The organism is Kribbella sindirgiensis (genome assembly GCF_004331435.1).
Lineage (GTDB): Bacteria > Actinomycetota > Actinomycetes > Propionibacteriales > Kribbellaceae > Kribbella > Kribbella sindirgiensis.
The window spans coordinates 231,614-250,308 of record NZ_SJKA01000002.1 but is presented as its reverse complement, the minus strand read 5'-3'; the positions used below and the strand labels follow the sequence as shown (position 1 = coordinate 250,308).

Genomic DNA, 18,695 nt, shown 5'->3' with positions numbered 1-18,695 from the left:
ACCCGTGAAGTAGCCCGCGCGGCGGATGTGCCGAACCGCACATCCTGCCTACGTTGGTGACATGTTGATCGCCGAGGACCTGCTGCTGCTCCTGTACGACGACGAGACCGGCAAGCCCGTCGCCGGGTCGCCAGGCCTGGACTACGCGCTGGCCGGCGCGGTGCTGATCGAGCTGACGCTGAACCGGAAGCTCGACATCACCATCGACGGCAAGACGGGCCGTCTGCAGGTCCTGGACGGCGCACCGACCGGGGACCCGATCCTGGACGAGCGCCTCGCGTACGTGGTCAACAAGCCCGGCAAGAAGCCGAAGGACCAGATCGGTGCGCTCTCGAAGCGGCTGCGCAACCAGCTGCTGACACGGCTCGCGGAGCGGGGTGTGCTGGAGCAGGACGAGGGCAGGGTACTCGGACTGTTCCCGGTGACGCGCTGGCCGGCCAAGGACGCGCGCCACGAGCAGGACGTGCGGGCCAGGCTGGAGAGCGTGCTGAAGGTCGGTACGGCACCGGACGAGCGCACCGCCGCGCTGATCGCGCTCCTGAGTGCGCTGAACGTCGTACCGAAGGTCATCACGGATGCGGTGGACAAGAAGGCGCTGAAGCAGCGTGCGAAGGAGATCGCCGACTCGGACTGGGCCGCCGCCGCGGTGAAGAAGGCCGTCACCGAGATGCAGGCCGCCGTCACGGCCGCCATCGTGGTGGCGTCGACTGCAGGAGCATCAGGCAGTAGCTAACCGGGCCTTGATCTCCGGCTTGACCACCTTGCCGACCTTGGAGCGTGGCAGGTCGGGCCAGACGAGCACCTCCTTCGGTGCCTTCACACTGCCGATGCGAGCCTTCGCGAACGCGATCAGTTCGTCCGGCTCGACCGCACTGCCCGGCTGGAGCTGTACGACGGCGACGACCCGCTCGCCCCACTTCTCGTCCGGCAGACCGATCACCGCGCAGTCCTGTACGTCGGCGTGCGCCATCAGCGCCTGCTCGACCTCCGTGGAGTACACGTTGAAGCCGCCGGTGATGATCATGTCCTTCGCGCGGTCGACGATGTAGAGGTAGTTGTCGTCGTCCAGGTAGCCGATGTCGCCGGTGTGGTGCCAGCCGTACGCCGAAGCCGCTGCGGTGGCCTCGGCGTCGCGGTAGTAGCCCCGCATCACCAGCGACCCGCGCACCACGATCTCTCCGCGCTCACCGTGCGGGAGCAGTGTCCCGTCGGCGCTCATGATCGCCACCGTGACCAGCGGGGACGGCCGTCCCGCGGATGACAGCCGTCCCCGGGCGACGTTGCCGCCGGCATCGAAATGTGCGGCGGGCGGCAACATCGAGATCATCATCGGCGCCTCGGTCTGCCCGAACAGCTGCGCCATTACGGGACCGATCCGCTGCAGCGCCTCTTCGAGCCGGGCGACCGACATCGGCGCAGCGCCGTACCAGAAGCACCTCAGTGAGGACAGGTCCGTGGAGTCGAGCTCCGGCGCTGCCAGCACCATGTAGATCAGCGTCGGCGGCAGGAACGTGTGCGTCACCCCGTGCCGCGGTATCAGCTCCAGGAACGCGTGGACGTCGGGAGCTCGCATGATCACGATCTCGCCGCCGGACGCGAGCACGGGGAAGCACAGCACACCTGCCGCGTGTGTCAGCGGTGCCAGCGCCAGGTAGACCGGCCGCTCGCCGAACGGGTACCCGATCAGCGTGAGCGCCGTCATCGTCTCCAGGTTGCCGTTGCTGAGCATGACTCCCTTGGGACGCCCGGTCGTGCCACCGGTCCCGACGATCATCGCGAGATCGTGCGGGTCGGTCAGATCGGGTGCCGGCTGGGACGCGCCCCCGCAGAACGCGTCCCAGCCGACAGTGCTCCGGCCGCTGGGGTGGGGGGTCGGGCCGGAGCTGGAGGGCTCCCCGTCGAGGCACACAAACGTGTGGACCTTCGGCAGTGAGTCCCGAATGCGGTCCACCAGAGGCGCGAACGCCCCCTGGTAGATCAGTACTTCGCAGTCGAACTGGTCGAGCAGTTCACGGTTCTCCGCGGCCTCGTTGCGCGGGTTGATCGGGCACCAGACCGCACCGGCCCGGCTGATTCCGAACACGCAACTGAAGGCCACCGGATCGTTCGCGGACAGGATCGCCACCTTGCCGCCGGGCTGTACGCCGGTTGCCGCCAGCGCGCCCGCGATCCGGTACGAGAGCTGCTGTACGTCGGCGTACGTCAGCGTCTCGCCGTCCGTGGTCAGACAGGGGGCGTCCGGCGCCAGCGACGCCCCCTTGTCCAGGTACTCGACCAGTCGCATCGGCGTTGCCCTAGTTCTGTAGCGTGAGCTGTGGCTCGGACACCAGCCCGAAGCTCCGCAGAACTCCGAGCAGCTCACGGTGACCGAACGCCTGGCAGCCACTCGCGAAACCGACCCGCTTCGGCGGCGTCTGCAGCAGCGAGTACGCCGCGTACGCCTGGAGCAGACCGGTCTGCTGGTAGTTGCTGTTGCCGTGGATGACACAGTGCGCCCGTCCGAGCGGTCCGGAAGCGTGCACCGAGTCCAGCGTCTTGTTGACGCGTGGGTTCTCCCGTGGCGGCATCTCGTTCATCACCTGGCGAGCGGTCTCGGTCAGGGCGGTGTTGCGGTCCTCGGGCGACATGTCCTTTGTGGCTTCCAGTGCCGCTGCAACGATCTGCGGGACCCCGTTCATCAGCGCGGCGTTGAACACACCGCCCTGTGCCTTGCAGTTCGCGACTCGGGGATCGCGTTTGAACCACACCGGGTGCGACATACCACCCCAGGGCAGTGACAGCGCGAGCTCGTGCTGGCCGGGGACCACCAACGGCACCAGACCCTGCTCGGGGAACTCGGCGTACTGGTTGTTCTCCAGGTAGTGCGCCTTCGACGTCGCAGCGTTCACCAGAATCGTGCGGGTCGAGGCAATGGTCGGACTGCCGCCCCAGAAGACGGCGACGTCCAGAGTGTCCAGACCGGGCTGCTCGAGGCACAGCTGCGCAGCGATCTCGCTGGTCGTGTACATCTGCGCGATCCCCGGGGCCAGCACCAGGTTGGCCTCGGCGAACTGCGGACCGTACTTCTCGTCGCAGGTCATCAGCCAGTCCTGCTCACCGGTCGTGTCGGTGTAGTGCGCACCTGCTGCCAGTGCTGCTTCTGCAGCCGCCGGACCGAGCTCACTGAACGGGCCGACCGTGTTCAGCACAACGGAGGCACCTTTGAACAGATCAGTCAGAGCAGCGACGTCGTGGTCGACTGCTGCGACCTCGTAGTCGGCTGTCTCGATGCCAGGGACATGCGAGTCCATAGAGGCCTTGACCTTCGCCTCGTCACGCCCGGCCGCAACAAACGGCACGTGGTACTGCCGTAGGTATTCACACACCAGCCGCCCCGTGTAGCCGGAGGCGCCGTAGACAACGACAGGCTTCGCCATCACATCCCCATTCCGCCGTCGACAGGCAGGCCGATACCGGTGATGAAGCGGGACTCGTCGGACGCGAGGAAGACGACCGCGTCGGCCATGTCCGTGACCTCGCCGAGCCGGCCGGCCGGGGTCAGTCCGACCACCGCGGCGACCGCGGCCTCGGGCGACTCGAACAGTCCGAGCTGGGCCACGTCGTTCGCCAGGCCGGCGCCCATCGCGGTCGGCACCAGGCCCGGGTAGATGCAGTTGACGCGGACGCCGTACCCGAGCTTGCCGGACTCCATCGCGGCGACCCGGGTCAGCCGGTCGACCGCCGACTTGGTCGCGGAGTACACGGCGATGCCGGGGAACGCGATGGTGGCGGCGACCGACGCGACATTGATGATCGCACCGCCCTGGCCGGCCAGGCCCTCGGGGCGCATCGTCCGCAGACCCCACTTGATGCCGAGCGTGGTGCCGAGGACGTTGACGTCGAGCATCTTGCGGATCTGGTCCGCGGTGACCTCGGTGAGCAGGCTGGTGATCTCCACGCCCGCGTTGTTCACCAGGATGTCGAGGCCGCCGAGGATGTCGTTCGCGGCGACGACCGCGTTCTCCCAGTCGCCGTCGTCGGTGACGTCGTGGGCGACGAAGCCGTTGCCCGCGCCGTACTCCTGGTCGAGCGCGTCGGCGACCGCCGCGCCGACGTCCTTCTGGATATCGCTGATCACGACTTTGGCGCCGGCAGCGGCGAGGGCTTTCGCCATCCCCTCGCCGAGACCCTGCGCGCCGCCGGTGACCAGGGCCTTGCGGCCGGAGAGATCGAGTGAACCCATCTGACACTCCTTCGTGCTCGCTCGGGTTGTTTCACACTCTGGCCAGCCTTTTGACAGTCGTCAAGACTTTGTTTGACACTTGTCAAGAAATCTCCCCGCACCGGGACGCGCCTGGCCCGGGGCGGGGTACTCTGACGCATCGACCGGATCCGTCCCGAGGACGAGAGTGGGTGATTGCCGTGGCGTCCGCTGCTGAGGAGCGGCCTGCCCGTGTCTCCGGGATCGACAAGATCGAGCGCCGCCGGGTCGCGCTGGCGGAGTCGGCGCTGAAGACGCTCGGCGAGCTCGGCTACGCGCGCACCAGCCTGCGCGAGATCGCGAACAACTCCGAGTTCACGCACGGCGTCGTGCACTACTACTTCCGCGACAAGATCGACCTGATCAGCTACTGCGTGCGCTACTACAAGACCAAGTGCGCCCGCCGGTACGACGAGGTCGTCGAGACCGCGACGTCCGCGGACGAGCTCGGTGCGGGCTTCCTGGCGAAGATGACCCAGACTCTGGTTGAAGAGACACCGATGCACCGCCTGTGGTACGACCTGCGCGCGCAGAGCATGTTCGAGGAGCAGTTGCGCGCCGATGTGATTGCGATCGACCAGCTGCTGGAAGAGATGATCTGGCGCATTCTGAGCCGGTACGCCGAGCTGGTCGGAGGTGAGGCGGCTGTCGACGCGGCAACGGCGTACGCGCTGATGGACGGTCTCTTCGAGCAGGCCGTGGTCGGCTACGCCGGTGACCCGGCCGGAGCGCCGGAGCGCCTGGCCGGCCGCGTCAGCCAGATTCTCCCGAAGCTCATCATCACGACCTGAGGACGTTCTAGGCTGCGTCCCGTGATTGTGAAGCGGGTCCGGTCGGAACCGGGCGGACTGGTCGATCTGGAGTTCACTGCGGACGGGTGGACGGCGACGCCGATCTTTGGGCGCCGGATGGACCCCTCGCTGTGGTGCGTGGTTGTCATGGCCGGTGCGCTCGTGCTGGCGTGGCCGGCCGGGAACGCCGGTCTCAGTGGTTTGCGCACCGCACTCCTGGCCGTCGCCGCGGTCGCACTGGTCGCGGCGGTGGTCCTGGTCGCGTTGGACCGCCTGGGTGACCTGTTCGGAGTTGCCACGATGACGACGCGGGCGCTGGCTCGGCGGCGGCTGCGGGCGGAGGCCAAGGGGATCACCGACGACCTGATGGAGATCGTCCCGCAGCCGGAGTTCGTCCCGGCGGTGCGGGTGCACCAGGCGCGGGTGGTCCGCGAGGTGCGCGGAACCGCCGTCGAGTTGGTGCTCGACGACGGTTCCCTCAGGCGCTATCTACGGACGCGGGCCGGGCTGGTCGAGCCCTTCCAGCGGTTGCTCGGGGAGCGGTTGGTTCACTCCGCCTGACATGCGGTCTTGCAGAGCTTGTCGGTCACCGTCAGGTGCACGCCGGGCTCCTCGGTGTCGGTTTCGGCCGCGTAGCTCACCAGCCAGTCGCCGGCGGTCATCTCGGCGGACGGCTTGTCCTTCTGCGCGCCGTACCACGTGACGATGTCTCCGGGCCGGCTGATGTGCGCTATCTCGAGCGCCTTGGGCAGGACCTCGGCGATCGCAGCGAACGCGGTGTCGACCGGCCCGGTTGAGTTCACCGACACCACCGGCGGCCGGGGGTGGTCGCCGAGCAGGATCGACACCACGGCCGCTCCCGACGTACAGGCGGCGTATGCCTCGTCAGTACCGCATTTGAAGCCTGCGCTGGTCAGCCCGGCGACCACCGCGGTCGCTTTGACGGGCGTCAGCGTCTCGGGAGCCGACGAAGGCGTGGGTGCGGACGACGGAGCCCCCGGGTTCTCGGCAGGCTCGTTCGACGAGCAGGCGGCCAGCAGCAGGAGAGCGGCGATGGCGGCGGCCGCGCTCCTGGTCCGGCTCAGACCGGCACCTCGATCGCTGCGTCGAGGGCGATCGTGATCATCTCGGAGAACGTCGTCTGACGCTCCTCCGCCGACGTCACCTCGTGCGTGATCAGGTGGTCCGACACGGTCATGATGCCGAGTGCGCGGCGGCCGAACTTCGCGGCCAGCGTGTAGAGCGCCGCGGCCTCCATCTCGATACCGAGCACGCCGTACTCCGCGGTCCGCGAGACCAGGTCCGGGCGGTCGTTGTAGAACAGGTCGCCGGAGAACACCTGGCCGACGTGCACGTTCAGCCCGGCCGCCTCGGCGGCGTCCACGGCGGCGCGGAGCAGCTGGTAGTCGGCGGTCGGCGCGTAGTCGATGCCGTGGAAGCGCAGCCGGTTCATCTGCGAGTCGGTGCTCGCGGACATCGCCACGATCACGTCGCGGACCCGGACGCTCTCCACCAGGGCGCCGCACGTCCCGACCCGGATCAGCGTCCGGACGTCGTACTCCTCGAACAGTTCGTTCGCGTAGATGGAGGCGGACGCCTGGCCCATCCCGGAGCCCTGCACGGAGATGCGCTCACCCTTGTAGGTGCCGGTGAACCCGAACATGTTGCGGATCTCGGTGTAGCAGGTCACGTCCGACAGGTAGGTCTCCGCGATCCACTTGGCCCGCAGCGGGTCGCCCGGAAACAGCACCCGCGGTGCGATCTGCCCCTTCTCGGCGGCGATGTGAATACTCATGCGGGGATGCTCTCACGGGCGCGGGATATGTTGAGGCATGTGGCCTACTCCATCGCTCCTGGTTCGCTAGCTCTGTCCCGGTCCGTTCTGGACCGCGCCGCCGACCGCCGCCGTGACGACGACTGGCTGGAGAAGGCCTGGGCCGCGTCCGAAACGCAGGTGGTGGTCGTGGCCGGCGACAAGATCCAGGTGGTCGACGACCGTTCCGCACTGCGGTTCGTGCGGCCGTCGGAGGCGCCGGAAGGGATCCGGGTCTTCCTGGGCATCGACCGCGAGTCCGGGGCCGGGATGACCGCGGAGGGTCGCGCGGTGTTCGGCGTACTGGTCAGCGGTGAGGGCGACGAGTCGTACGGCGGACTGCGCGAGCTCGGCGCCGTGCTGAACGACCGTGAGGCCGGCATCGCGGTGCATCTGATCGGACTGTCCAACTGGCACGGCGTTCACACGCACTGCGCGAACTGCGGCGAGCACACCGAGGTAGTAGAGGCCGGTCACGTCCGCCGGTGCCCAGCGTGCGGGCTGTCGCACTTCCCGCGCAGCGACCCGGCGATCATCGTGCTGGTCACCGACGACCAGGACCGGGCACTGCTCGGTCGCAACGAGGCTTGGCCGGAGGGGCGGTACTCCACGCTGGCCGGCTTCGTGGAGCCCGGTGAGTCGCTGGAGGCCGCCGTACGGCGTGAGGTGCTCGAGGAGACCGGTGTGATCGTCGGGCCGGAGGTCGAGTACGCGGGCAGCCAGCCGTGGCCGCTGCCCGCGAGCCTGATGCTCGGGTTCTACGCGAAGGCGACGAACTTCGATATCGACGTGGACCAGGACGAGATCGCCGAGGCGAAGTGGTTCACCCGGGAGGACCTCCGTGCGCTGGTCGAAGCCGGCACGATGGCCCTCCCGGGGGCGATCTCGATCTCCCGCCGCCTGATCGAAGGCTGGTACGGCGAGAGCCTCACCGGGAGCTGGTGACGAGGTCCTGTCTGGTGGCCCATCGCCTACTGCGGGGCACTCGGCACGGCATCTCGCCGCACGGGAGCGAAGGCCACGATGCTCCGCATCGAGACCTTCGCTCCCGCACGCCGAGCTACCGCACCGAGCACCTCCTCGCTACGGCGCTGGACCACCAGACAGGACCTACCGGCCCACGTCGGACCGGGCCGCGGCGACCACGATGAGGGTGCCTTCCCAACGCTCGATGGAGCCGTCGGACTGGAGCTGCTGGACCTTCTTCGCGACCGCGCTGACGTAGGCGCTGTGGCTGGGCCAGTCCGCCTCAGCGTCCGGCAGTACGTCGGTCAACGTGCAGCCGTAGGTCAGGAAGCGGTTCTGGACGTGGCTGTCGATGTTCCCGGTCCAGACCGTCGGCCGGAGGTCGGACTGCGGACACCCGTCGACCGGTGGCGTGTACGAGGCCAGGTTGGTCGGGTTGATGTAGCCGTCCGGACGCAGCAGCGTGTAGTAGGTGCCGTCCGGCGTCTGAGTCAGGCGGTTGAGGCCGTGGTCGCGCAGAACGGTCGTCTGGCCGCCCAGGATGTCCAGCACGAACAGCCGGCCGCCGGTCACGCCGTACAGGTAGCCGTCTCGCCAGGACAGGGCGCCGTCCTGCGAGCCGGTGTATCCGCTGAAGACAGGCAATGACCGCTTCACCGCGCCGGTCGACGGGTCGATGGCGAACACGATGCCGTCGGCCAGACCCCAGATGTTGCCGTCCGGTCCGGTGACCAGCTCGTTGATGCTGGCCGCTCCGGACACCGGAACGACGTCAGCGAGCACCTCTCCTGTGGACGGGTTCACCTTGACCAGATGGGCCTCGCTGGCCCGCGGCTCGGTGCCCTGACCGCCCTCGATGCTCGAGCCCACCCAGACGTCGGCACCGGAGGGTACGGCGGAGGAGATGGTCTGGTCGGTCACCAGGTTGCGGTAGACCGTGTGGCTGCCCGTCGGTACGTCGTACACGGTCAGCGCGCCGCCGTACTCGCCGTACGCCGGTGTGGTGCCGACGTACACGCGGTTGCCGGCGGGGACCACTGCGACCGGCCTGTTCTGGTGGTCGCTGTCGACGAGGCTGAACAGTTCCTTCGGGTTGGTCGGGCTGTCCGGTTGGGTCGGGTCCCAGAGCGAGAGCCGGCCGTACGGGTAGATACCGACGTACATCTTGCCGGCGCCGTCCCAGGCCCAGCCCTCTACCTGGCCCTGCCGGGTGGTGACTGTGGACTTGCCGGTCGCCGGGTCGTAGACGGAGGTCGCGCCGTTCAGATAGACGTTGACGAACACCTTGCCGGTGCTGGGGTCAGCCAGCGTGTGCATGAGCGGCGACGGCACGTACTGGAACGGTGAGCTCCACTGCGCGAGCGTCCCGTCCGCCGGGTTGTAGCGGAACGTTCCACCGGAGTAGTTGCCGGCCAGTCCGTACAGCACCGGTACGCCGTTCTCGGTCACCCAGCCGTAGCCGATGGACGCGCCACGGGTCAGTGTGCGCGGCGGTGAGACCGGACCGACCGTGTTGGTGTCCAGGTCGTAGTGCGTGAGGGACAGGGTGTTGTTGGTGAAGTAGACGCCACCTGGTCCGGCAGCGGAGACACCGCGCGCAGCGATCGGGTAGTCCATCACCTGCTGGCCCGTGGTGCTGTCGGTGTACTTGACCTGCTCGCCGGTCACCGCGTCGACCACCACCAGGCGGCTGCTGGCGTTCGCGAACACCTTGCCGCCGGCGTAGTCCAGGTCGATGAAGTCCTTCGCCGTCGTCCCGGGGGGAGTGATGTCCTCGACCACCTTGGTGTCGGGGTCGATGCGGAGCAGTCTGGCGTTCGGAGTGGAGACGCCGACGAAGAGCTTGTTGTGGTCGGGGTCGTAGACCGTGGACCGCGCGTACTGCTGCACCGGGTCCAGCGAGCCGTAGTCCGTGACCTCACCGGTCGTCGCGTCGTACTTGAACGCGTGGGCGTTCGGGTACGTCCCGGCGTACACGTTGCCGGCCTGGTCGGAGGTGAGGCCGTAGATCTGGGACTGACCGGGGATGGGCTGACCCAGGTCGGTCACCTCGCCGGTCACGGGGCTGTAGCGGTACAGGTGCGCGTTCGCGTAGGTGCCGAGGTAGACGTCACCGTTCGGCGTCACGACGATCGCCCAGCCGCCGGCGGCCCCGGCCAGCGGCACAGTGCGGATCAGTTGGCGGCTGTGCAGGTCGACCACGTTCAAACGGGCGTTTTCACCCGCAGGTACGGCGTACACGACATCGCGGCCGTCCGGCGTGCGGCCGATCGCGCCTTCCATGATCGTGAGCGAGCTGACCGGCGAGCCGAGGTCCTTGATGACATCGGCGGCGGACGGCGCGATCGGTCGCGTCGGCGTGCCGAGCGGCCAGTTCTCCGACGGGAACGGCTCCGGCAGGTCACCCGGCGGGGCTGCGGTTGCCTGCAGACCCCCTGTGGCGAGCAGGCCGAGTACTGCGGTGAAGGTCATGAAGGCACGACGGAATGAACGGCGCGAGAACATGGGCGGACTCCCTGCGACGGCGTTCAGCGCAAGGTATAACGGTCATGACCGTAAAGTCCATAACTCAGGCGATATGACCTGAGTCAGTTGTCAGGTCCTGTCTGGTGGTCCAGACAGGACCTAGGCGACGAGCTTCTCCGCGACCTGGGCCAGTGACGGGTTGGTCATCGCGGTGCCGTCGGGGAAGACCACGGTCGGCACCGTCTGGTTGCCGTTGTTGACCTTCTCGACGATCTTGGCGGCCTCCGGGACCTGCTCGATGTCGATCTCGGTGAACTCGATACCGGCTCTCTTGAGCTGGCCCTTGAGTCGGTGGCAGTAGCCGCACCAAGGCGTTGAGTACATCGTGAATGCCGACATCGGCGGACTCCTTGAGGAGTGGGGAGGGGGTTTTGTCGGGCCGCCCGTCTAGGGTTGCCTTCGACGTATTCGAACCATGCCGCAGGTGGTGCTTGTTCCCGCATGTCTCAGCCCGTGAGCGACTTCACACGATCCGCTTCCGCCGAGAGCCTGCTCGAGGCCCTCGACCCGGAGCAGCGGGCGGTCGCGACCACCCTGCACGGCGCCGTCGCGGTGCTGGCGGGTGCTGGGACGGGCAAGACGCGGGCGATCACCCACCGGATCGCGTACGGCGTGCGCACCGGGACGTTCGACCCGGTCCGGGTGCTCGCGGTGACGTTCACCCAGCGGGCCGCGGGGGAGATGCGCGGCCGGCTCGCGCAGCTCGGCGTCCAGGGCGTGCAGGCCCGCACGTTCCACTCCGCCGCGCTCCGGCAGGCCCGCTTCTTCTGGCCGAAGGTGTACGGCGGGGAGCTGCCGCCGATCGCGGACCGCAAGTTCCCGCTGCTGACCGAGGCCGCGTCCCGGTGCCGCGTCCGGGTGGACACGCCCGCGCTGCGCGACCTGGCCGGCGAGGTCGAGTGGGCCAAGGTGAGCAACGTCCGGCCGGACGACTACGCGCGACTGGCGCCCAAGTCGGCGCGGGCGCTGGCGGCCTTCGACCCGCCGACGATCGCCCGGATCTTCGCGGCGTACGAGGACGTGAAGCTGGAGCGCGGGCGGATCGACCTGGAGGACGTCCTGCTCTGCACGGTCGCGCTGCTCGCGGAGGACGAGCGGGTGGCGGCCGAGATCCGGCGGCAGTACCGCACGTTCGTCGTGGACGAGTACCAGGACGTCTCGCCGCTGCAGCAGAGCCTGCTCGATCTGTGGCTCGGCGGCCGCGAGGACGTCTGCGTGGTCGGCGACCCGGCGCAGACGATCTACTCGTGGGCCGGCGCCGACCCGGAGAACCTGGTGCGGTTCGCGTCCCGGCACCCGTCCGCGACCGTGATCAAGCTGGTCCGCGACTACCGGTCGACGCCGCAGATCGTGGACGTGGCGAACAAGATCCTCGACGCGGCCGGTCCTACCGGGCTGCCCGGGCGGGTCACGCTGCGATCGCAGAAAGAGGCCGGTCCGGTTCCGGTCTACCGCGAGTACTCCGACGAGGTCGCGGAGGCGGACGCGGTGGCGCGGGCCGTCGTACGGCTCAAGGACGAGGGCGTGGCGTTGCGCGACATCGCCGTACTGTTCCGGACCAACGCGCAGTCGGAGAACTTCGAGCAGGCGCTGGCCGAGCGGAAGATCCCGACAGTACTCAAGGGTGCGGAGCGGTTCTTCGAGCGCGCGGAGATCCGGCAGGCCGCCGTACTGCTGCGCGGGCAGGCGAAGGCCGGTGAAGCCGGGGACGACCTGGTCACCACGGTGACGGGCGTGCTGGCCGGGGCCGGTTGGACCCAGGAGCCGCCGACCGGGACCGGTGCGGTGCGGGACCGCTGGGAGTCGCTGAGCGCGCTCGTGACGATGACAGCCGACTTCGCTGCGGCGCATCCGGAGGCCCGGCTGCCGGAGCTGATGGCGGAGCTCGACCGGCGAGCCACGATCCAGCACGCGCCGCTCGCGGAAGGTGTCACGCTGGCGACGCTGCACGCGGCCAAGGGCCTGGAGTGGGAGTCCGTCTTCATCGTCGGAGCCCACGAGGGGACACTGCCGATCAGCTACGCCCAGACGCCGGCGCAGGTGGAGGAGGAGCGGCGGCTGTTCTATGTGGGCGTGACGCGGGCCAAGCAGCAGCTGTTCATCAGCTGGTCCACCTCCCGCTCGCCGGGCGGCCGCGGCACCCGGGGCCCGACCCGCTTCCTCGACCCGATCGGCGTCCGTACGGCGCGCTCCGAGTGGACCCCGTCGTCGTCCGTGGGCTGGGAGCGACCGTCCCGCTCCGAGCGGTCCGAGAAGTCCGGCCGGCCGATCCCGAAGTGCCGGGTCTGCGGCCGCGGACTGACCGACCCCGGTGCCCGCAAGCTCGGCCGCTGCGAGGACTGCCCGTCCTCGATCGACCAGAAGCTGTACGACGCGTTGATCGAGTGGCGCACCGAGCAGGCGGAGTCCGAGAAGATGCCGGCGTTCGTGATCCTTACCGACGCGACCCTGACCGCGATCGCCGAGACCAGGCCCGGTGACGCCCAGGCGCTCCGGCAGATCCCGGGCATCGGTCACACCAAGCTGACCAAGTACGGCGAGCACATTCTGAACCTGTGCACCCGCTGACGGGTGCCCGTTCGGGCAAACCTGTTGCCAGGCACGAGATCCGCGGCGCATCCTGGAGGACGTGCCGTGTTCTGCTCCTGGCAGACGTGGCAGTTAGGTGACAGAGGCAACGATCCCGGAGCGTGCGGATGGCGACCCGGAGCGTGCCGAAAGACGGTTCGTAGCCTGCGCCGGCAGTGAGATCTTGCCGCCGGAGCGGCAACTTCCGGCCAACTTCGCGAACTGGCGTTAAATAGTTTGCGGGCTCCGGCGCGGACGGCGTACTGTTCTTTCTGCGGTCGAAGCCTGGCCGAAAACTTCAAACCACCATAGCGATCGAGCTAACCGCCCGCTTCGCCACAACGAGAGGAGGTGCCCTGGAAATGATCACCAACACGGTCAAGAAGCCGTTCAGCGACGCTGCCGCGCTGCCGTGCGCCCCGATTCAGGGTGCCTCGCCGCGCCTGCACGTCGCGACCGTTGTGCTCATGGCTTCCGGCGCTGCCCAGTTCCAGGGCGGAGCTGTCGGCGATGTGAAGTACGGCGGTTCGGGTTCTCGAGCATGGAGTCCACCGGTCTGACAGACGTCAGAGCCGGCACCTCCAGGCCGCGGAACCCACCAAGGGTCCCGCGGCCCTTTTGTTTGTCCCCAAGATTTGGCGGCCGTCACCCGGCAGCCGTCACCGACGACAAGAGATCAGCAACCAAAAGTCACTGGGAGGTGACCGGAATGAGCGTGAGCTTCCTCGATGTCTTCACCGAGGTCGCAACGTCGCAGGACCTGCCCTGTCGGTCCTACGCGCCAGAACTCTTCTTCGCCGAATCGCCGGCGGACGTCGAGTACGCGAAGTCTCTCTGCACGACCTGCCCGCTGAAGGCCGAGTGCCTGGCCGGAGCGCTCGAGCGTTCCGAGCCGTGGGGAGTGTGGGGTGGCGAGCTGTTCGTCCAAGGTGTGGTGGTTCCGCGCAAGCGGCCCCGTGGGCGTCCCCGCAAGAGTGACACCGTAACCGCCGCCTGAACGACTACAACCCATCCGAATCGAGTCAACGTGACCACTCAGACTTTCACCAGGAGCACCGAAATGCATTTACTTCACGAAGATCTCGCCCGTGCTCATTGTCGTTCCTTGCTGAAGGACGCAGAGCAGAACCGGCGCTTCCGCCTCGCTCACCAGATCGAGAAGGCGCAGAAGCAGGCCGAGCGGGCCGGCCGGCGAGCTGAGAGGGCCAGCGCACGCGCGCGCCTCGCACTCGCCCGCCTCGTCTGATCCACCAGAACCACAGCCTGACCAGCTGAATCACTGAGGGGCGGCATCCACAGGGGATGCCGCCCCTCAGCCACGTTCGGACAACAGCAACTGCTGGAGACCGACCAGCGTGATGCCGCTGACGATCTCGTGCCGGGCGATCATGCCGGGGACGTCGGCCAGCGGGATCCACTCGATCCGGTCCGACTCGTTCAGCTCCGTCGGCTCACCGATCCGCGTAGCGCTGGTCGCCCGGTACACGAAATGCCGCGAGTCCATGATCCCGGCGGCCGGCTCCGAGCGGATGAGCTCGCTGAGGCCGTCCGCCCGCCACCCGGTCTCCTCCTCGAGCTCCCGCGCCGCGGCAGCCTCCGGGCTCTCGCCGGCCTCGATGATCCCCATCGGGATCTCCCACGCCCAGGTGTCGGTCAGGAACCGGTGCCGCCACATCAGCAGCACGCACTCGTCCCGGGTGACGACCGCGGCGGCGATGTCCTTGAGGCGTACGGCGTGGTAGTCGAACCGCTCGCCGTCGGGTTGCTCGACGTCCAAGCGCCGTACGCTCAGCCACCGATTCCCCCAAGCCTCTTCCTCACCGTGGATCACCCAGCGCATGCTGAGGAGCATAGGGGGAGGTCGGAACGATGAAGCTGGTCGAGGTCGACGGCCGGACGATGGCGTACCACCGGGCCGGTGCCGGGCCCGCGCTGGTGTTCCTGCACGGCGGGTGGAGTGACGGCCGGGCCTGGGGACCCCAGCTCGCCGGCCTGAGCGACGGTTTCGACGTGATCGCCTGGGACGCGCCAGGCTGCGGAGGCTCCGACGACCCTCCCCGTGAGATGACGATGGCCGACTACGCCGACGCTCTGGCCGCTCTCATCGCCGAGCTGGGCGTCGAGGCAGCGCATCTGTGCGGCATCTCGTGGGGCGGCGGCCTCGCTCTCGCGGTGTGGCAGCGCCACCCGGAGCTGGTCCGGTCGCTCATCCTGGTCGGCGCCTACGCAGGCTGGAAAGGCTCCCTGCCGCCCGAGGAAGTCGAGGCCCGGGTACGGCGGGTGCTGGCCGAGGCGGAGCGGCCGCCGGCTGAGTGGATGGACGCGTATCTCCCCACCTTCTTCGCCGGGACGCCGCCGGACGGGGCGCTGGAACTGGTGCGGTCGATGATGCTCGACAGTCGTCCGGGCGGGCTCCTGCCGATGCTGACCGCGTTCGCCGAGGCGGACCTGAACGCGGTGTTGCCCACGATCGCAGTCCCCACGCTGCTGCTCTGGGGCGAGCACGACGACCGCTCCCCGGTCAGGACGGTTGCTCAAGCGCTCCGGTCGGCGATTCCTGCCGCAGAGGTCGTGGTGCTCCCCGGCGTGGGCCACGAGGTCAACATCGAGGCTCCCGAAGCGTTCACGACGGAGGTACGGCGCTTCCTGCAGGCCGCTGGTGCGACACTGATCCGCGTGAGCAGAGCTACCTGTGCGTTGTGTGGCCAGCAGGCGGCGTCCGAGGACGTGCCGCTGACCTGGATGACCTCGGTCGAGGACGGCCGCAAGCTGCTGTACTGCGACCGGTGTGCCCGGGAGAACGTCCGCAGCATCGAGGGGAAGCTCGACTCGGTCTTCTGGTGAGACTTTTGGACCCGGTGTCGATCGCGGGGTGATCCGCTCGACGCAGGAGTGACAACACTCCTGTGAAAGGACCCCGGATCATGACCTTCAGCCTCGTGGCGGACCCCGTGGGCACCGGTAAGCGGCAGTGGATCGCGCTGGGCGTACTGTGTCTCGCCTCGCTGCTCGTGTCCTTGGACCTGTTCGTGATGCTGCTGGCCGTGCCGGCGGTCACCGAGGCGCTCGGCGCCACCAGCAGCCAGCAGCTGTGGATCCTGGACGTGTACGGGTTCATGGTCGCCGGCCTGATGATCACGATGGGCAGCCTGGGGGACCGCCTCGGGCGCCGCCGGCTGCTCCTGATCGCCGCGGCCGTGTTCGGGGTCGCCTCGATCGTCGCGGCGTACTCGGTCACTCCCGGCATGCTGATCGGCGCCCGCGCGGTGCTGGGCATCGCCGGCGCAGCGATCGCACCGTGCACGCTGTCGCTGATCTCCACGCTGTTCCCGGACGAGCGGCGGCGGGCCACGGCGCTCGGTGTCTGGGGCGGCTGCTTCACCGTCGGCGCGATCGTCGGACCGATCGTGGGCGGCGTGCTGCTCAACCACTTCTGGTGGGGCTCGGCCTTCCTGATCGGGGTCCCGGCGATGGTGGTTCTACTCGCGGTCGGGCCGTTCATCCTCCCGGAGTACCGCAACGAGCAGGCCGGGCGCATCGACGTACCGAGTGTCCTGCTCTCGTTGGCCGCGATCCTGCCGGCCATCCACGGCCTGAAGCACCTCGCCTCGCACGGCGCCGGCGCCCAGTCCATCGGGGCCCTGCTGGTCGGCGGTGCCTTCGGCTTGATCTTCGTACGGCGTCAGCGGCGGCTCGACGACCCGCTGGTGGACGTGCGGTTGTTCACCCGGCGGACGTTCAGCGTCACGCTCGGCAGCATGACGGCGTACTCGATGCTGTCCGGCGGCGTGATGGTCTTCATCGCGCAGTACTTCCAGCTCGTCAAGGGGATGAGCCCGCTCGACGCCGGTCTGGCGCTGGTCCCGGGCATGATCACGTCGACGATCGGTTTCCAGCTCGCGCCGCGGCTGGCGCAGCGGATCCGCCCGGGCATCCTGATTCCGGCCGGTGTCGCCTTCGCAGTGGCCGGGATGGCCATGGTCACCCTGACCACGTCGACCACAGTGCTGGTGATCGCCTTCGCGGTGCAGTGCGTCGGGCCGGGCGCGCTGGTCATTCTCGGGACGAACCTGGTGATCGGCTCGGTCCCGCCTGAGAAGGCAGGCTCCGCCGGTGCACTGACCCAGACCGGTAACGAGTTCGGGTACTCCCTCGGCATCGCCGTCCTCGGCAGCGTGGTCACCGCCGTCTACCGCAGCCGTACCGACGGTCAAGGCGGCAACTCGCTGGGCGAAGCGGTCAGCCAGGGCGCACCGGCCGACGTACTGGAGCAGGCCCGCGACGCCTTCACCTCGGGGCTCCACGTGGCCGCCGCGATCACCGCGGTGGCGCTGGCCGCGAAGGCGATCCTGCTGGCGGTCACCCTGCGCGCGCTGCCCGCGCTCAGTCGTCGCTGAACCCGGGCAGCAGCTCCTCCAGGACCGAACGGAACGGCGCCTCGGCCTCGAGCTGGGACAGGACGGCCATGCCGCCGATCCAGACACGGTGGATCAGCAGGTACGACGGCGGCATGTTGAGGCGCAGGGCGAGCGACGCGTTGGGGGACCGGAAGTCGCCGGTCCGGTTCGCCTGCGCGCGCATCCAGTCCCGGCTGAACTGGAAGGTCTCCTCGCGGGCCGGCTCCGCGAACGGCGCGAGGTAGTCCATCAGCTGATCCGGGTCGATCTCCATCCGCGGCTTGATGAAGCCCTCGGCCTTGAGCCCGTCGCGGACCGCGAGGCCGTCACCTTTCAGCGAGATCCGCAGCAGCCGCCCGATCGCCGGCGGCAGGCCGTCCGGGAGCCGTGCGCAGAGCCCGAAGTCGACGACACCGAGCCGGCCGTCGGGCAGCACGCGGAAGTTGCCCGGATGCGGGTCGGAGTGCAGCAGACCGGCGTACTTCGGCCCGCTGAACATGAACCGGACGTACTTCAGCCCGATCGCGTCCCGCTCCTCGGGCGTGCCGTCGGTGATGTACGACGACAGCGGGCGGCCCTCGATCCACTCGGACACGATCACCGCGGGGGAGTGCTTGACGACCCGCGGGACCACGAACTCCGGGTGGTCCTTGAACGCGTCGGCGTACTGTTGCTGGGCCTGCGCCTCGCGGTCGTAGTCGAGCTCCTCGCCGATCCGCTCCTGGAGCTCGGCGATCAGCGGCTTCACGTCCAGGCCGGGGATCAGGGTCCCGATCGTCCGCCCGAACCGGCCCAACTGGCGCAGGTCGGCGCGCAGGGCCTCCGCGGCGCCCGGGTACTGCAGCTTGACCGCGACCTCACGACCGTCCTTCAGCCGTCCGCGGTGTACCTGGCCGATCGACGCCGCGGCCGCGGGCACCTCGCCGAACTCGTCGAAACGGTCCCGCCAGCGCTTGCCGAGCTCCCGGCTCAGGATCGTGTCCACAGTCGAGGCCGGCATCGGCGGGGCGGAGTCCTGCAGCTTGGTCAGGGTCGCCCGGTACGGCGCCGCGAGCTCCTCCGGCATCGCGGACTCCATCAGGCTGAGCATCTGCCCGAACTTCATCGCGCCGCCCTTGAGCTCGCCCAGGACGGCGAACAACTGGTCGGCGGTCCGGCGCTGGAACTCGGCGTACACGGCCTCGGCGGGCGCGCCGCCGATGCGCTTGCCCAGGCCGACCGTCGCCCGCCCGGCGGCACCGAGCGGCAGGCTGGCAAGTTTCGCGGTCCGGCTCAGCGCCTTACGAGGAAGGTCCGACACAATCCCATTCTGTCCGGTCACCCAAGCTGCTCCGACTCCGGGTACGACGAGAGGCGGTGTCCGGCACGCGCAACGTGCCGGACACCGCCTCTAC

The 18,695-nt window shown here is 68.7% G+C and carries 19 protein-coding genes; 10 read left to right on the top strand and 9 right to left on the bottom strand.

The features are described from left to right. The first annotated feature begins 61 nt into the window (after positions 1-61). The gene (locus tag E0H50_RS05715) at positions 62-733 is read left to right on the top strand and encodes a GOLPH3/VPS74 family protein (RefSeq protein ID WP_131285507.1); all 672 of its coding nucleotides are present in this window, start codon (positions 62-64) and stop codon (positions 731-733) included. Here the strand turns inward: E0H50_RS05715 and E0H50_RS05710 are convergent. From E0H50_RS05710 to E0H50_RS05700, 3 genes are read right to left on the bottom strand one after another with little or no spacing between them, the layout of a single operon-like run. After that, positions 719-2,284: an acyl-CoA synthetase gene (locus tag E0H50_RS05710; RefSeq protein WP_131285506.1), complete on the bottom strand. Its 1,566-nt coding sequence runs from the start codon at positions 2,282-2,284 to the stop codon at positions 719-721. The genes E0H50_RS05715 and E0H50_RS05710 overlap by 15 nt on opposite strands. A gap of 10 nt (positions 2,285-2,294) precedes the next feature. After that, positions 2,295-3,416: a DUF5938 domain-containing protein gene (locus E0H50_RS05705; protein WP_131285505.1), complete on the bottom strand. Its 1,122-nt coding sequence runs from the start codon at positions 3,414-3,416 to the stop codon at positions 2,295-2,297. Continuing rightward, positions 3,416-4,222 (bottom strand): SDR family NAD(P)-dependent oxidoreductase, encoded by an 807-nt coding sequence (locus E0H50_RS05700; RefSeq protein WP_131285504.1) that lies wholly within the window; start codon positions 4,220-4,222, stop codon positions 3,416-3,418. The genes E0H50_RS05705 and E0H50_RS05700 overlap by 1 nt, the downstream gene beginning before the upstream one ends. Before the next feature lie 179 nt (positions 4,223-4,401). On the opposite strand from E0H50_RS05700, the gene E0H50_RS05695 reads away from it, so the two are divergent. Continuing rightward, positions 4,402-5,031, top strand: coding sequence for a TetR/AcrR family transcriptional regulator (locus E0H50_RS05695; RefSeq protein ID WP_131285503.1), 630 nt, complete (start codon positions 4,402-4,404; stop codon positions 5,029-5,031). Between the two features lie 21 nt (positions 5,032-5,052). Then, on the top strand, positions 5,053-5,592 hold the full coding sequence (locus E0H50_RS05690; protein ID WP_238150794.1) for a hypothetical protein: 540 nt from the start codon (positions 5,053-5,055) through the stop codon (positions 5,590-5,592). Here the strand turns inward: E0H50_RS05690 and E0H50_RS05685 are convergent. Next, positions 5,580-5,960, bottom strand: coding sequence for a hypothetical protein (locus tag E0H50_RS05685; protein ID WP_131285502.1), 381 nt, complete (start codon positions 5,958-5,960; stop codon positions 5,580-5,582). The two genes, E0H50_RS05690 and E0H50_RS05685, sit on opposite strands and share 13 nt — an antisense overlap. A 152-nt stretch (positions 5,961-6,112) precedes the next feature. After that, positions 6,113-6,826, bottom strand: coding sequence for a purine-nucleoside phosphorylase (gene deoD, locus E0H50_RS05680; protein WP_131285501.1), 714 nt, complete (start codon positions 6,824-6,826; stop codon positions 6,113-6,115). 39 nt (positions 6,827-6,865) lie between these two features. Here deoD and nudC point away from each other — a divergent pair, with 39 nt between their 5' ends. Then, positions 6,866-7,789, top strand: a complete 924-nt coding sequence (gene nudC / locus E0H50_RS05675) for an NAD(+) diphosphatase (protein ID WP_238150793.1) — start codon at positions 6,866-6,868, stop codon at positions 7,787-7,789. A gap of 165 nt (positions 7,790-7,954) precedes the next feature. On the opposite strand, the gene E0H50_RS05670 is transcribed toward nudC, so the two are convergent. Both E0H50_RS05670 and E0H50_RS05665 read right to left on the bottom strand, forming a co-directional pair. After that, a complete protein-coding gene (locus E0H50_RS05670) occupies positions 7,955-10,282 on the bottom strand; it encodes an NHL repeat-containing protein (protein ID WP_238150792.1) in 2,328 nt (775 codons plus the stop codon). Positions 10,283-10,435: 153 nt separating this feature from the next. Further along, the gene (locus E0H50_RS05665; RefSeq protein ID WP_131285498.1) at positions 10,436-10,675 is read right to left on the bottom strand and encodes a mycoredoxin; all 240 of its coding nucleotides are present in this window, start codon (positions 10,673-10,675) and stop codon (positions 10,436-10,438) included. Between the two features lie 102 nt (positions 10,676-10,777). Between E0H50_RS05665 and E0H50_RS05660 the strand changes: the two genes are divergently transcribed. The 4 genes from E0H50_RS05660 to E0H50_RS05645 all read left to right on the top strand — a co-directional run bounded on the left by E0H50_RS05660 (position 10,778) and on the right by E0H50_RS05645 (position 14,150). Beyond that, entirely contained in the window at positions 10,778-12,904 is a 2,127-nt protein-coding gene (locus E0H50_RS05660) for an ATP-dependent DNA helicase UvrD2 (protein WP_131285497.1), read from the top strand. A 362-nt stretch (positions 12,905-13,266) separates the two neighbouring features. Then, positions 13,267-13,464 (top strand): hypothetical protein, encoded by a 198-nt coding sequence (locus E0H50_RS05655; protein WP_131285496.1) that lies wholly within the window; start codon positions 13,267-13,269, stop codon positions 13,462-13,464. Positions 13,465-13,613: 149 nt separating this feature from the next. After that, positions 13,614-13,901 carry a WhiB family transcriptional regulator gene (locus E0H50_RS05650; protein ID WP_131285495.1) on the top strand — a complete coding sequence of 96 codons (288 nt, stop codon included), beginning with the start codon at positions 13,614-13,616 and terminating at the stop codon, positions 13,899-13,901. 108 nt (positions 13,902-14,009) lie between these two features. Continuing rightward, positions 14,010-14,150: a hypothetical protein gene (locus E0H50_RS05645; protein ID WP_238150791.1), complete on the top strand. Its 141-nt coding sequence runs from the start codon at positions 14,010-14,012 to the stop codon at positions 14,148-14,150. 66 nt (positions 14,151-14,216) lie between these two features. Here E0H50_RS05645 and E0H50_RS05640 read toward each other — a convergent pair whose 3' ends face one another. After that, on the bottom strand, positions 14,217-14,744 hold the full coding sequence (locus tag E0H50_RS05640) for an NUDIX domain-containing protein (protein WP_131285494.1): 528 nt from the start codon (positions 14,742-14,744) through the stop codon (positions 14,217-14,219). 29 nt (positions 14,745-14,773) lie between these two features. Between E0H50_RS05640 and E0H50_RS05635 the strand changes: the two genes are divergently transcribed. Next, positions 14,774-15,748 (top strand): alpha/beta fold hydrolase, encoded by a 975-nt coding sequence (locus E0H50_RS05635; RefSeq protein ID WP_131285493.1) that lies wholly within the window; start codon positions 14,774-14,776, stop codon positions 15,746-15,748. A gap of 80 nt (positions 15,749-15,828) precedes the next feature. Next, entirely contained in the window at positions 15,829-17,301 is a 1,473-nt protein-coding gene (locus E0H50_RS05630) for an MFS transporter (RefSeq protein WP_131285492.1), read from the top strand. Here the strand turns inward: E0H50_RS05630 and E0H50_RS05625 are convergent. Beyond that, positions 17,288-18,601 (bottom strand): ABC1 kinase family protein, encoded by a 1,314-nt coding sequence (locus E0H50_RS05625; protein ID WP_131285491.1) that lies wholly within the window; start codon positions 18,599-18,601, stop codon positions 17,288-17,290. The two genes, E0H50_RS05630 and E0H50_RS05625, sit on opposite strands and share 14 nt — an antisense overlap. Positions 18,602-18,695: the final 94 nt, after the last annotated feature.

Coding starts and splice junctions, on each gene's coding strand:
- E0H50_RS05715 (WP_131285507.1), top strand. CDS start 62: ATGTTGATCGCCGAGGACCTGCTGCTGCTCCTGTACGACGACGAGACC.
- E0H50_RS05710 (WP_131285506.1), bottom strand. CDS start 2,284: ATGCGACTGGTCGAGTACCTGGACAAGGGGGCGTCGCTGGCGCCGGAC.
- E0H50_RS05705 (WP_131285505.1), bottom strand. CDS start 3,416: ATGGCGAAGCCTGTCGTTGTCTACGGCGCCTCCGGCTACACGGGGCGG.
- E0H50_RS05700 (WP_131285504.1), bottom strand. CDS start 4,222: ATGGGTTCACTCGATCTCTCCGGCCGCAAGGCCCTGGTCACCGGCGGC.
- deoD (WP_131285501.1), bottom strand. CDS start 6,826: ATGAGTATTCACATCGCCGCCGAGAAGGGGCAGATCGCACCGCGGGTG.
- E0H50_RS05670 (WP_238150792.1), bottom strand. CDS start 10,282: ATGACCTTCACCGCAGTACTCGGCCTGCTCGCCACAGGGGGTCTGCAG.
- E0H50_RS05665 (WP_131285498.1), bottom strand. CDS start 10,675: ATGTCGGCATTCACGATGTACTCAACGCCTTGGTGCGGCTACTGCCAC.
- E0H50_RS05660 (WP_131285497.1), top strand. CDS start 10,778: ATGTCTCAGCCCGTGAGCGACTTCACACGATCCGCTTCCGCCGAGAGC.
- E0H50_RS05655 (WP_131285496.1), top strand. CDS start 13,267: ATGATCACCAACACGGTCAAGAAGCCGTTCAGCGACGCTGCCGCGCTG.
- E0H50_RS05650 (WP_131285495.1), top strand. CDS start 13,614: ATGAGCGTGAGCTTCCTCGATGTCTTCACCGAGGTCGCAACGTCGCAG.
- E0H50_RS05640 (WP_131285494.1), bottom strand. CDS start 14,744: ATGCGCTGGGTGATCCACGGTGAGGAAGAGGCTTGGGGGAATCGGTGG.
- E0H50_RS05635 (WP_131285493.1), top strand. CDS start 14,774: ATGAAGCTGGTCGAGGTCGACGGCCGGACGATGGCGTACCACCGGGCC.
- E0H50_RS05630 (WP_131285492.1), top strand. CDS start 15,829: ATGACCTTCAGCCTCGTGGCGGACCCCGTGGGCACCGGTAAGCGGCAG.